General features: G+C 38.3%; 11 protein-coding genes. 8 read left to right on the forward strand and 3 right to left on the reverse strand.

Annotated features, from left to right (window positions below; all coding sequences use genetic code 11):
- Nucleotides 1–39: 39 nt before the first annotated feature.
- From ACSHW7_RS03680 to hemA, 3 genes are read right to left on the reverse strand one after another with little or no spacing between them, the layout of a single operon-like run.
- On the reverse strand, nt 40–717 hold the full coding sequence (locus ACSHW7_RS03680) for a uroporphyrinogen-III synthase (RefSeq protein WP_435677959.1): 678 nt from the start codon (nt 715–717) through the stop codon (nt 40–42).
- On the reverse strand, nt 718–1641 hold the full coding sequence (gene hemC / locus ACSHW7_RS03685; RefSeq protein WP_435677960.1) for a hydroxymethylbilane synthase: 924 nt from the start codon (nt 1639–1641) through the stop codon (nt 718–720).
- Nucleotides 1634–2920 (reverse strand): glutamyl-tRNA reductase, encoded by a 1287-nt coding sequence (gene hemA / locus ACSHW7_RS03690; RefSeq protein ID WP_435677961.1) that lies wholly within the window; start codon nt 2918–2920, stop codon nt 1634–1636. Before hemA ends, hemC begins: the two co-directional genes overlap by 8 nt.
- Nucleotides 2921–3125: 205 nt before the next feature.
- Here hemA and ACSHW7_RS03695 point away from each other — a divergent pair, with 205 nt between their 5' ends.
- The 8 genes from ACSHW7_RS03695 (at nt 3126) to ACSHW7_RS03730 (ending at nt 13344) form a co-directional block, all read left to right on the forward strand.
- Nucleotides 3126–4034 (forward strand): helix-turn-helix transcriptional regulator, encoded by a 909-nt coding sequence (locus tag ACSHW7_RS03695; protein ID WP_435677962.1) that lies wholly within the window; start codon nt 3126–3128, stop codon nt 4032–4034.
- A gap of 176 nt (nt 4035–4210) precedes the next feature.
- Nucleotides 4211–5254: a ferrochelatase gene (hemH, locus tag ACSHW7_RS03700; RefSeq protein ID WP_435677963.1), complete on the forward strand. Its 1044-nt coding sequence runs from the start codon at nt 4211–4213 to the stop codon at nt 5252–5254.
- Between the two features lie 188 nt (nt 5255–5442).
- Entirely contained in the window at nt 5443–6819 is a 1377-nt protein-coding gene (locus ACSHW7_RS03705) for an MATE family efflux transporter (protein ID WP_435677964.1), read from the forward strand.
- 59 nt (nt 6820–6878) lie between these two features.
- The gene (locus ACSHW7_RS03710; protein ID WP_435678262.1) at nt 6879–7058 is read left to right on the forward strand and encodes a T9SS type A sorting domain-containing protein; all 180 of its coding nucleotides are present in this window, start codon (nt 6879–6881) and stop codon (nt 7056–7058) included.
- 41 nt (nt 7059–7099) lie between these two features.
- Entirely contained in the window at nt 7100–10213 is a 3114-nt protein-coding gene (locus tag ACSHW7_RS03715) for a VPS10 domain-containing protein (protein ID WP_435677965.1), read from the forward strand.
- A 150-nt stretch (nt 10214–10363) separates the two neighbouring features.
- Nucleotides 10364–10897 carry a CopD family protein gene (locus ACSHW7_RS03720; RefSeq protein WP_435677966.1) on the forward strand — a complete coding sequence of 178 codons (534 nt, stop codon included), beginning with the start codon at nt 10364–10366 and terminating at the stop codon, nt 10895–10897.
- A gap of 99 nt (nt 10898–10996) precedes the next feature.
- Nucleotides 10997–12457, forward strand: a complete 1461-nt coding sequence (locus ACSHW7_RS03725) for an ATP-binding protein (RefSeq protein WP_435677967.1) — start codon at nt 10997–10999, stop codon at nt 12455–12457.
- Nucleotides 12458–12561: 104 nt separating this feature from the next.
- Nucleotides 12562–13344, forward strand: coding sequence for an enoyl-CoA hydratase/isomerase family protein (locus tag ACSHW7_RS03730; RefSeq protein WP_435677968.1), 783 nt, complete (start codon nt 12562–12564; stop codon nt 13342–13344).
- Nucleotides 13345–13391 lie beyond the last annotated feature (47 nt).

Genomic DNA, 13391 nt, shown 5'->3' on the forward strand with positions numbered 1-13391 from the left:
ACCCCAGCTCCTCTCCTTCAAGGAGAGGGGAGAGGTCTTTTATTTATTTAATATTTTCACTGCTTTTGCGATAACACTCTCAACCGAAGTGCTATTCGCAACTGCAACATTTTCAAAATATTTTGAAGCTTCCTTAGCGGTTGTGGCTCCTATGCAAATGGCTGTTGTTTCATTTTTAGAAATACTATTTTCTGAAATATAACTTTCAACACCACTTGGACTAAAAAACAAAATCCCGTCCCATATTTGTTCAAATTTTTTCGGAATGAGTATTGTTTTGTATGTTTTCACTTCGGAAATTTCAATTCCATTACTTTTCAAAATACTGGGTAATTCATCTCTTCGTTGTAATCCGCAGAAATAATGAAATGAATCGTTTTTGTGGGTTTTTACTAAAAACTCTCCTAATTCTGCCGAGTTATCGACCATTTTAGTCACTTTCAGTCCGTTTTTTTCTAAAAGTGCTTTTGTTTTTTGACCCACACAGAAACACCTCACCCCAGCCCTCTCCTCAAGGAGAGGGAGGTCTTTCGCGGTATTTAAAAATGCTTTGGCACCATTCTGACTCGTAAAAATTGCATATTCAACGGTGAAAGGCATTTCAAAATTTAAAAACTCAATCCCTATAGCATCATAATCCACGACACCAAAACCAGCACCCAAAAGTAAATCTCTTTGATTGAGTTTTAATTTTTTTGTTGAGAGAATCGATATCATTTAATTCATTTCCTCTTTTATCTCCTTCATCAAATCTGCTCCACCATTATTCAGCAATTCGGAAGCTGTTTCTGCACCAAAATTATGTGCTTCATTATGATAATCACTCATCGAAAAAGAACGAGCTATTTCTAATTTTTGTGCTCCATCTAACGAAAATAAACACCCTTTAAATTGTAATTTATTTTCAACAATTTCAGCAAGTGCTCCTATGGGTGCGGTGCAGCCCCCTTCGAGTGTTTTTAAAAACATTCTTTCTATGGTAGTGCACATTTCCGCAGCATTATCATTTAGTTTTACCGTCGCTTCTTTACAAAAATCATCTTTTTCTAACGCAACAATAACCATCGCACCTTGTGCGGGAGCGGGTAACATCCAGTCCAAAACTTCATGATTTTTTGGCAAAACATTGATTCTCTCTAATCCCGCTTTTGCAAAAATGGCTCCTTGCCAATCGTTGTCGCTTAGTTTTTGTAATCGGGTATTAACATTTCCGCGTAAATCCACTACTGTGTGATGCGGATAGCGATGTAACCATTGTGCTTTTCTTCTCAAGCTTCCCGTGGCAATGGTGCACGATTTTGTATAGTCGATTTCGCCTTTTGTAACTAAAATATCGCTGTAATTTGCCCTTTGTAAAACGGCTGTCTGTACAATGCCTATTGGTAACGCAGTGGGAACATCTTTCATACTGTGTACGGCAATATCAACCGTCCCATTGAGCATAGCAACGTCCAGTGTTTTTGTAAAAATCCCGGTGATTCCCATTTCGTATAAAGGTTTATCAAGGATTAAGTCTCCCGTCGATTTTACTGGAACAAGCTCCGTTTTATAGCCTAGCTTTTCTAGCTGAAATTTAACTGTGTTTGCCTGCCAAAGTGCTAATTCACTATCGCGAGTACCTATGCGAATTACCTTATCCATTGACTTCGTCGTTTAACTGAAATACTTTAGTAATAAGATTTATGCTTTCTTCGGTATCTCCATTTGCGTGTTTTAAGTGGTTCGCAAATTGGGTGGTAATTTTTTGAATAATACGATTGCTGATAATCTCGGCTTGGTCTTCGTTGAAATCTGAAATTTTTCTACGTTGATTGTCAATTTCACCAATTTTTATTTCGGCAAGTTTTGTTTTCAACGCTTTTATTGTGGGTGCGAAACTTCGGTTTTTTGCCCAAAGGTTGAACTCGTCAGAAACTTCAGCAATAATTTTTTCAGCTAATGGAATTTGAGATTGTCTGTGTTCCAAAGTAGCATCGGTCACTTTTGAAAGTTCATCAAGGTGAATGAGTGTTACGTTTTCATTTTCTTTGACACAAGAGGATACATTTTTAGGAATCGATAGATCTAAAATAAGCAACCGTTTTTTGAGGTATAACAACTCTTTTGTAATGGTAGGTTGTTGCGCTCCGGTTGCCACGATGAGTACATCTGTATTTGCGATTTCGCTTTGAATGTTTGAATAATCTTTAACTATAAGATTGAATTTTCCAGCGATTTCTTCGGCTTTTACTTTTGTTCGGTTGACTAAAGTAATGTGTTCGTTTTTAGTATGCTTTATTAAATTTTCGCATGTATTTCTTCCGATTTTCCCAACACCGAAAAGCAAAATATTTTTTTCGTTCACATACGGCACGCGAGCCATAATGTATTGTACAGCCGCAAAACTCACTGACGTAGCACCTGTTGAAATTTCAGTCTCATTTTTAATTCGTTTGCTAGCTTGAATAACCGAATTCCCCAATCGCTCCATAAATGGATTTAATAAACCCGCTTTTTTTGAGCGGCGTAAACCAGACCTGAGCTGGCTTATGATTTCAAAATCGCCTAAAATCTGACTGTCTAGCCCAGTGCCCACTTTAAAGAGATGCGCAACTGCATCCTTGCCTTTTTTGACATAGGCTACTTTTTCAAATTCCTCAACGGTGCCATGCGTATGTTCACAAAGGAGGTTGATAATTTTTGAAGCATTATCTGTAAAACCATACAATTCAGTACGATTACAGGTAGAAATTACGGTAAGCGATGTAATGTTTTTTGAAGGAGCTGAAGTGAGAATAGCTTTTTGAGCTTCTTCGGAAATGCTGAAATGACCACGAATTTCTGCATCAGCTTTTTTATAGTTTAAGCCAATGGCAAAAAAATGACCCGTCGATGCCGAAGTTTTTTTGAGTTTAGAAATGCTTGTAGCGTTATTTATCATATTCAGTTTCCCTAAATGTGGGAATCAAAGCTCTTAAAGATGCAAAAGTACAAGCAATAAATACTAAAAAATAACGCCAGCGGTATGATTAGTGTCGGTCAACGTTAAAAAATATTTGATTTTAGCGAAAAGCGTTGTCAAGTCAATAAATATGTATCTTTGTACAAGTTCCTGTCTTACCTTATTTATAATAATTCTAAATAAAATGGATTTAAAACAACAGCACATTTCAGAAGAAAGTATCGCTCAAGGTATTTACAAAGAAACTTTGATTGAAGAAGGCTTTTTTATTTTGAAATTTCAGAATGAAACCGATGATTCTCAATTATTTATGAGAGAGATGAGTGCAAACTATATACAGTTTCATTTTTGTGCAAAAGGGTCTGGTTCCTTCAGTTTTAATAATGGTTCTTATCGATTACCGATTAAAGAGGATACATCACTTTTGTTGTATAATCCGCAGCGAGAATTGCCCATCGAAGTTTCGGTAGCGGCACATTCTTGGGTGGTTTCGGTATTGCTTCCTATTAAAAAATTCCATTCTCTTTTTTCTTCAGAAGCCAATTATATTTCATTTTTAAGTGACGAAAATAAAGACCGAAAGTATTATAAAGATGCGCTTATTTCTCCGTCAATGTCCATTGTTTTAAATCAGCTCATTAATTTTAATTTGCATCCATCTATAAAGCCTTTGTATTTTAAAGGAAAAGCCTATGAGCTGTTGAGTTTGTATTTTAATCGGGCCGAAAATGTGGACGTTGAACAATGTCCGTTTTTAGTGGATGAGGATAATGTTGCAAAAATTAAAAAGGCCAAGCAGATTATCATTGCAAACATGGCGGAGCCTCCCACATTACAAGAGCTTGCTGATGAAATCCAGCTTTCGTTGAACAAATTAAAGGAGGGTTTTAAGCAAGTATATGGTGACCCAGTTTTTACGTTTCTTTTTGATTATAAAATGGAAGTGGCGAGGCAATTATTAGCTTCGGGGTCGCACAATGTGAATGAAGTGGGATTGAAAGTTGGTTATAGTACTTCAAGTCATTTTATTGCTGCGTTTAAAAAGAAGTTTGGTACCACACCCAAGAAGTTTGTGATGGGGTTGTCAAAATAATCTAAACTTGGTTATCCCAATATTAGGTTAATCTATAAGCTCAAATTTCAGAAACCACATTTAAGCATTATTTTTGTTTTTGAAAACATTTTAGTGTCAGTTCCTGCACAATCTAGAACTTTTTAAATGGCACTTCAATAACCTCTCGACGAAACTCGAGGAGACATATAAAATAAATGAAAAAAGGAGTTCTTTTAGTAAATCTGGGTTCGCCAGATAGTACAGATCCAAAAGATGTAAAAAAATATCTTGGCGAGTTCTTAATGGACGAACGAGTTATTGATGTGCCTTATTGGGCACGCACTTTACTAGTTAAAGGTATTATTTTAAATACACGGCCCAAACAATCTGCGAAGGCGTATGCAAAAATTTGGTGGGACGAAGGGTCGCCATTAATTGTTTTGAGCGAGCGACTTCAAAAAAAGGTACAGGAAAAATCAAACATTCCTGTGGCTTTGGCAATGAGATATGGGAGTATGACTTTGAAAAAAGGACTACAGGAATTAGTGGACAAAGGTGTTACCGAAGTTAAAACTATCCCATTATATCCTCAGTTTGCAATGGCGACTACAGAGACGATTGACGTAAAAGTGGATGAACTTGTTGCTGAATTTTTCCCACAGTTAAGAATAACGCGTACCCCTGCATTTTATCACCGCAAAGATTATATAAAAGTACTTGCCGAAAGTATTGGCGAAAAATTAAAAGGGCTCGATTATGAGCATTTATTGTTCAGTTATCACGGAGTTCCCGAGCGACATATTAGAAAGAGCGATATCACCAACGGAAATTGCAAAATGGATGGTAAATGTTGCTTTAAAAAAGGCAGTGAACAACATGAGTTTTGCTATCGCCATCAATGCGAAATTACAACCGTGAATGTTGCAAAATATTTAGGGTTGAAAAATGGAACCTATTCAACATCGTTTCAATCACGCTTAGGGTTTGACCCATGGTTACAGCCTTATACAGACAGAACCATCGAGAGGATGGGAAAAGAAGGAATTAAAAAAATGGCAATTGCAACTCCAGCTTTTGTGAGTGATTGCCTGGAAACACTTGAGGAAATAGCCATGGAAGGAGAGGAAATTTTTCACGAAGTTGGTGGTAAAGAGTTTACAACAATACCGTGTTTAAATGACCGAGATGAATTTGCTCAACTATTGGCAGATTGGATTGAAGAGTGGCAAATTGTAAATATTGATACTGCTATTGCATAAATGACTCCCATGGCCTCCCCGAAAGGAAAGGACTAAAAAACTATGGTAAAAAATTTTAATTGTATCTATCTGAAAGAGATGTCGAAAGTCCCTCTTCGAAGAGGGGTTTAGGGAGATGTTTTCATGTTTAAATCAAACACTTTAAACTTCAATCCCTGAAATTTCAGAAAGAAAAATAACAACTAGTATTGAATAAAAAATCGTCTACCCTTGGTACAGATTCCATTAGCAGCTTGTTGATAAAACAAGCGGTTCCGGCTTCGATTGGAATTTTGGTGATGTCCCTCAACATGATTGTTGATACCATTTTCGTGGGTCGATGGATTGGTCCTTTGGCTATTTCTGCGATTACGGTGGTTTTGCCAGTAACGTTTTTTATTGCTGCGATTGGTCTTGCTGTGGGAATTGGTGGAAGCTCGGTCCTATCAAGAGCACTGGGTGCCGGCGATGATGATAAAGCGTTGCGGGTCTTCGGAAATCAAGTAACATTGACCTTTTTAGCTTCGGGATTATTGGCTGTTTTGGGCCTCATTTTCCAAGATACACTTATTGAATTTTTTGGTGCTGACGAAAGTTTTAAAGATCTCGCGCTCGTCTATTATCGCATTGTCATGTATGGTATTGTGATGCTCGCCATGTGTATGATGGGTAACAATGTTATTAGAGCCGAGGGAAAACCAAAATTTGCCATGTACGCGATGATGTTGCCCGCTGTTGGTAACATTGCAATGGATTACCTACTCATCAATATACTGGACTACGGGATGGAAGGTGCGGCATGGGCTACCTTTATAAGTTATGCAGTATGTTTCGCGTTTATACTTTGGTTCTTTATTTTTAAAAGTGAACTACGCCTAAAGGCCGAATGCTTTAAACTTAAAAAGAAAATCGTTTCAGAAATTAGCGGTCTTAGTTTTGTAACACTTGGAAGGCAGGGTGTTATAGCGGTGCTCACCATTTTATTGAACAACGTTTTGATTGATGTGGGAGATGCCATTGATGTTGCGTCTTATGGAATAATTAGTCGAGTCTTAATGTTTGCGCTCTTCCCCGTTATAGGTGTTAATCAGGGATTTATGCCTATTGCTGGGTTTAATTTTGGGGCAAATCAATTTGGTCGAGTTAGAGAAGCGATTAATACTTCAATTATTTATTCTGGTATTTTGGCATTAGGTATTTTTATCCTCATCATGATATTTGCCGAACCTTTTGTCTCCATATTCATAAGTGACCGCATAGGTCAAGACGCTGGCTCCACAGCAGATAATGCAGCACTTTTAAAGCAAACACCAAATGCGCTACGTTGGATTTTTGCAGCGACTCCGGTAATCGTTATTCAATTAATTGGCGGCTCCTATTTTCAAGCCATTGGTAAAGTTGTGCCTGCGCTTTTGTTGAGTTTAACCAAACAAGGTTTCTTTTTAATCCCATTGGTTTTAATACTCCCTAAATATTACGGAGTATTTGGTGTTTGGATTTCATTCCCCATTGCAGATGTACTTTCCACCATAGTAACTGGCTACTATTTAAATAGGGCGGTTAAGCGGGATTTGGTTAGTGATTGATTTTCGTATCATAAATGTAATAGCTTCAGTTTTTCTAAATTACTTCGGAAATTTTAAACATTGGTAACCTTTCGGTACCCATTGATATTGCATATTTATTTGCAATTGACGGTACTTTAGTTAAATCATACGGCACAATTGACAATCAAATTGATATTTCCGAAGTACAAGCAGGTATCTACTTCCTTGTCCTCGAGCAAGATGACGCGTCAACTGTTAAAAGGATTGTGAAACAATAGCAATTTATGTAACTTCACTTCATAACCAATTGCTATTTTTTATGAAGAAGTATCTTTCCCTCATTGCGCTTGCTTTGCTTTTTTTCTTCGGAAATGTAACCAACGAAACACAAGCCCAAACCTACGACGAATCTCTCTACAGTGCGTTAGAATATCGCCTCATTGGCCCTTTTAGAGGTGGTCGAAGTGCAGCCGTAACAGGAGTTCCCGGTAAACCAAATTTATTTTACTTTGGTTCCACAGGTGGTGGAATTTGGGAAACCAAAGATGGAGGCAGACATTGGAAAAATATATCTGATGGCTTTTTCGGTGGTTCCATTGGCGCCATCGAAGTCGCAAAAAGTGACCCCAATGTAATCTATGTGGGAGGTGGTGAAAAAACCGTGAGAGGAAACGTTTCCTCCGGCTACGGAATGTGGAAATCTGAAAATGCAGGAAAAACCTGGACTTCGGCTGGGTTAAAAGATAGCAGACATGTCCCTAGAATTGCAATACATCCCACAGATTATAATACGGTGTATGCTGCTGTAATGGGAAATATTTATAAACCCACCCAAGAAAGAGGTGTTTACAAAAGTACCGATGGCGGAAAAACATGGCGTCGCACGTTGTTTGCAAATGAAAATGCAGGCGCGGTAGATTTGATTATGGATCCAAACAATCCCCGGATATTATATGCATCTATTTGGAATGTTCGTCGCACACCATACAGTTTGAGTAGCGGTGGTGATGGGTCTGCACTTTGGAAAAGTACCGATAGCGGCGAAACATGGAAAGAGATTTCAATAAACAAAGGATTCGCAAAGGGCACTTTGGGGATAATTGGAGTAACCGTTTCTCCAGCAAATAGCGAACGCGTTTGGGCAATTGTTGAAAACAAAGAGGAAGGTGGCGTGTATAGAAGTGATGACGGTGGCGAAACGTGGACAAAAATTAATGATGAGAGAAAGTTGAGACAACGTGCTTGGTATTACACACGCATTTATGCAGACCCAAAAGACGAAGATATTATGTACGTTTTAAATGTGCGCTACCATAAAACTAGAGATGGCGGAAAAAGCTATGAAACCTACAATGCACCCCACGGAGACCACCATGATTTATGGATTGCTCCCGAAGACCCAAGCCGAATGATTATAGGCGATGATGGAGGTGCGCAAGTGAGTTATGACGGAGGAGAAACTTGGAGTACCTATCATAATCAACCCACGGCGCAATTTTACAGAGTTACGACAGATAATGCTTCGCCATACCGTATTTATGCGGCACAGCAGGATAATTCAACCATTAGAATTTCGCATAGAAATGAAGGTCGTAGTATAGGTGAAGACGATTGGGAAAGCACCGCAGGTGGCGAAAGCGCACACATTGCTGTAGACCCATTAAACAATGAAATTGTGTACGGAGGAAGCTACGACGGATTTTTAACAAGATACAATCATGAAAAAAACACGGTTCGTAGTGTGAGCGTTTGGCCGGATAATCCAATGGGTCATGGCGCAGAAGATATGAAATATAGATTCCAATGGAATTTTCCTATATTCTTTTCGCCACATAATCCTAAAAAATTATATACGGCGTCAAACCATTTACACGCTACTACAAACGAAGGTGAGAGTTGGGAGTTGTTAAGCCCAGATTTGACTAGAGATGTAGCCGAAAAGCAAAAATCATCTGGAGGCCCAATCACCCAAGATAATACGAGTGTAGAATATTACTGTACCATTTTTGCCGCTGCCGAAAGCCCTTTGAAAGAAGGCGTTTTATGGACAGGAAGTGATGACGGATTGGTACATGTATCGCAGGATGGTGGGAAGAATTGGAGTAACGTAACGCCAAAAGGAATGCCAGAATGGATGATGATCAATAGTGTGGAGCCTTCGGTTTTTGATGCGGGAACATGCTACATTGCAGGGACGAAATATAAAACAGGAGATTTTGCACCTTATTTATATAAAACAACCGATTACGGTAAAAGCTGGAATAAAATAACCAACGGAATCGCGGCAGAACATTTTACAAGAGTGGTGAGAGAAGACCCAAAACAAAAAGGATTGCTCTACGCTGGAACTGAAACAGGAATGTATATTTCGTTTGATGATGGTAATAATTGGAAACCGTTTCAGCTTAATTTACCTATTGTTCCTATTACAGATTTGGCGGTGAAAGACGGTAATTTAATCGTGGCAACACAAGGGAGAAGTCTTTGGATTTTAGACGATATGAGTGTTATTCACCAGTTGCAGGGAGCCAAAGGAAAAGATAATCATTTATTCAAACCAAAAGATACCTATAGAATGGGTGGAGGTTCGCGAAGTGGTTCATTGACTGACGGGATGAATCACCCAAGCGGTGTGATGACGTATTTTAATTTGAAAGATATTTCAGATAAAAAAGTCAAACTTTCGTACTTATCAATGAGCAATGATACCATTCAGGCATTTAGCACAAAACCTCCAAAAGACAGCGACACCAAGAAATTGGAAGTCGAAGAAGGCGCTAATTTCCATACGTGGTATATGCGAGGTGAAGGTGCAGAACGTTTAAAAGGAATGATTTTATGGTGGGCAAGTACAGATGCGCCACAGGCTGTTCCGGGACAATACAAAGTGGTGTTAGAAGTTGAAGAAAAACCGGCAATGACTCAAAATTTTAATATAGTTCCCGATAAAAATGCCGAAACGGATATAGCTGGAATGCAACGTCAATTTGATTTTATTACCGATGTAAATGCAACCGTGGATAAGGCACATAAATCAATTAAAAAAATTAGAAACATCAACGAACAATTGAAAGCCTTTAAAAAGCAATATGGTGAAAATGAAGCATTGAAAGACCTTGTTGAAAAGGCAGACACATTGAGTAGTCAATTTTCTGAAATAGAAAAGGCATTGTACCAAACTCAAAACAAAAGTGGTCAAGACCCATTGAATTTCCCTATTAAACTGACAAATAAATTAGCGCATTTAACGAGTTTGGTTGGGATGGACGATTTCCCTCCCACCACACAAGATGTGGCTGTAAAAAATGAGTTAACAGGTTTGATTAATGTAGAATTAGTGAAATTTGACAGGCTCGTTTCCGAAGAGATTAAAGCGTTTAATGCTGAATTCAACGCTCGTAAATTGGAGTATCTTTTTATTGAGGAAGAGTAATAAACAAATTAAATTTTTAATGACCTCTCAACCCTAAAAACTTGAGAGGTTTTTATTTTGGATTATCTTTACACACTTTAATAATTTGAGGATGTCCGGTTGAGCGAAGTCGAAACCTTCTTAGATTAACGAGAGTTTAAAATTTACGATTTGGAATACAACTACATAAAATCACTGCATTTAATTTTTGTCATCACTTGGTTTGCCGGGTTGTTTTATATCGTGCGGCTCTTTGTATATCAAATTGAAGCAACTAAAAAAGAGTCTCCTGCAAGAGAAATTCTGGGTGAACAGTATAAAATAATGACCAAACGCTTGTGGTATATTATCACGTGGCCTTCAATGATTTTGGCTATAGGCTTTGCGATTTGGTTGATTGCATTGCGCACTTTTTGGCTAACTGATGCTTGGATGCAGGTAAAATTAGGATTTGTAGTTGCACTCATCGCGTACCATATTAAATGTCATTTAATTTTTAAGGCGCATGAAAATGGCATGTATAAATATTCTTCAAATTGGATGCGTTTATTCAACGAAGGCGCGACATTAATACTTTTCTCTGTGGTCTTTTTAGTGATTTTAAAGAATGCGGTTGATTGGATTTACGGAACTATCGGGATTGTTCTCTTTGCTGTTTTATTGATGCTTGGGTTTAAGATGTATAAGCGGATTAGAGAGGAGTAGTTCTAGATTTTTGATTCAAAATCATAAATTGAAAAGGTGGTTTGATTATTGCTATCTTTCACAAATATTTAATATTTCCGAAGTAAATAACACCATAATTTGAAATTCTACACCTCTTCTTTACGCAGTCGTATTTTTCTGTCCATGCTACTTTTGGTCGTGATCGCGTCTATTTTGATCGCGGTAGTTACGGTATATCAATACCGGGAGGAAGCTGAAGATTATCACCGGGATAGGCTAGAGCGAAAGGAGGAGAACATAAAGCAAAATATAGATTACGTACTGGATGAAACCACGTATGCTACCGAAACCGAATACATCCCGCTCATCTTCAAAGAAAAGATTTACGAAATCAAACAGATTCACAATCTAGAACTTTATCTCTATGATCTTGAGGGTTCGCTACTCATTAAATCGAAAGCTTCTTTTGTGAAAGATTCTATAGGAAAATGCCTTCCAGCGTATGTGTTAAATGCACTCGATGTATCGCCAAACAAACATTTTGTCGAAGAATTTCACAAAGACGGTCAGCAGTATCAAACGTCTTATTCTTACGTAACGGATAAATATTTCAAACCACTCGCCATACTCAATTTACCTTATATTGAAGACGATGGTTTCATAAAAAAAGAACTCAGAGAAAGCCTCACAAGACTTGCAGTCACCTATTTGTTTATGATTGGAATAGCGATTGTATTAGCATATTTTCTTTCAAAATATATTACTCGTTCGCTCAACGAGGTAAGTGAAAAAATTACCGAAACCCGTCTCGACAAACGCAATAAAAAGATTACAGTTTCAAACACGCCTGAAGAAATTTCAACGCTTGTCAATGCCTATAATGGCATGATCGACGAACTGGAAAACAGTGCTGCACAGCTCGCTACGAGTGAACGCGAAGCTGCTTGGCGCGAAATGGCAAAACAGGTGGCACACGAGATTAAAAATCCGTTGACGCCCATGCGATTGACAGTACAAAGTTTTCAGCGGAAATTTGACCCAAATGACCCAGATATAAACGAAAAACTAAGCGAGTATAGCGATACCATTATTCAGCAAATCGATACGATGAGCAATATTGCGTCAGCATTTTCAAACTATGCCGAAATGCCCGCACAAAAGGAAGAAACCCTTGATGTGGTTAAGATTACAAAATTGGCGTTAGATATTTTTAACGAAGATTATATTTATTTTCATGCTTCGGTTGACCAAATTAGAGCGCGTTTTGACCGTGCGCAACTTATCCGGGTTGTCAACAATCTTGTAAAGAATAGCATCCAAGCAATCGACTCCAATAATCCTGAAACACCTCGAATTGATGTCAACGTTTTTAAAGATAAAAAAGATGTTGTAATAACCGTTACAGACAATGGAGTGGGTGTGGACGATGAAAACAGAAAGCTCATCTTCGAGCCAAAGTTTACCACAAAATCTAGCGGGATGGGACTTGGCCTTGCCATGGTAAAAAACATAGTTGAAGCTTTTAAAGGAACGATAAGTTTTACTTCGGAAATGGGAAAGAAAACAACTTTTACCGTTCGATTTCCTAAGAAGGACTAGTGTTTTTTAGTAATTTTGCAATTCACTTTAATGGAGATTCAAATTTTTAATCCTTAAAATTTCCGAAGCATTTCAACTTCAATTTAGTACTAAACAAAAAAACTATGAGCTACAACAACATACTCTCGACAACCACCGAAGGCGTTGCCACAATCACGATCAATAGACCGTCAAAGTTAAATGCCTTAAATCGCGAAACCATTAACGAATTGCACAAAGCGTTAAAAAAAGCTGACGAAGATAGAGCGGCCAAAGTAATCATCGTTACCGGAAGCGGCGAAAAAGCATTTGTGGCTGGAGCAGACATTAGCGAATTTGCTGATTTTTCAGTTTCAGAAGGAGGAAAATTGGCCGCAGAAGGTCAAGCAAAGTTGTTTGATTTTATAGCAAACTTGGATACACCTGTAATTGCTGCTGTAAACGGTTTTGCATTGGGTGGCGGACTCGAATTAGCAATGGCAGCGCATTTTAGAATCGCGAGCGACAACGCAAAAATGGGCTTACCCGAAGTATCATTAGGAGTAATACCTGGATACGGCGGTACCCAACGATTACCACAATTGGTGGGCAAAGGCCGCGCAATGGAGTTAATCATGACAGCAGGCATGATAGATGCAAACCAGGCATTACAATACGGACTTGTAAACCACGTGGTGGCGCAGGAAAATTTATTGGAATTTACGGGAGTTATCGCTGGAAAAATAATGCGTAATTCGCCTATGGCAATCGCTGCTGCCATTAGAGCTATCAATGCTGGTTTTGAAGATGGCGAAAACGGCTTTGACGCTGAGGTAATGGAGTTCGGAAAATGTTTTGGAACAGCGGATTTCCAAGAAGGAACACAAGCATTTTTAAATAAAAGAAAACCAGTTTTTACTGGGAAGTGAAATGGTTTAGTAATCTATAAGAGTCAAAAGTTCTTCGGAAATTTCTG

Source organism: Patiriisocius sp. (assembly GCF_051252435.1).
Taxonomy (GTDB): Bacteria; Bacteroidota; Bacteroidia; order Flavobacteriales; family Flavobacteriaceae; genus Patiriisocius.

What these genes read in the sequence shown, in the direction of transcription:
- ACSHW7_RS03680 (WP_435677959.1), bottom strand. Translation starts at nt 717, where the DNA reads ATGATATCGATTCTCTCAACAAAAAAATTAAAACTCAATCAAAGAGAT.
- hemC (WP_435677960.1), bottom strand. Translation starts at nt 1,641, where the DNA reads ATGGATAAGGTAATTCGCATAGGTACTCGCGATAGTGAATTAGCACTT.
- hemA (WP_435677961.1), bottom strand. Translation starts at nt 2,920, where the DNA reads ATGATAAATAACGCTACAAGCATTTCTAAACTCAAAAAAACTTCGGCA.
- ACSHW7_RS03695 (WP_435677962.1), top strand. Translation starts at nt 3,126, where the DNA reads ATGGATTTAAAACAACAGCACATTTCAGAAGAAAGTATCGCTCAAGGT.
- hemH (WP_435677963.1), top strand. Translation starts at nt 4,211, where the DNA reads ATGAAAAAAGGAGTTCTTTTAGTAAATCTGGGTTCGCCAGATAGTACA.
- ACSHW7_RS03715 (WP_435677965.1), top strand. Translation starts at nt 7,100, where the DNA reads ATGAAGAAGTATCTTTCCCTCATTGCGCTTGCTTTGCTTTTTTTCTTC.
- ACSHW7_RS03730 (WP_435677968.1), top strand. Translation starts at nt 12,562, where the DNA reads ATGAGCTACAACAACATACTCTCGACAACCACCGAAGGCGTTGCCACA.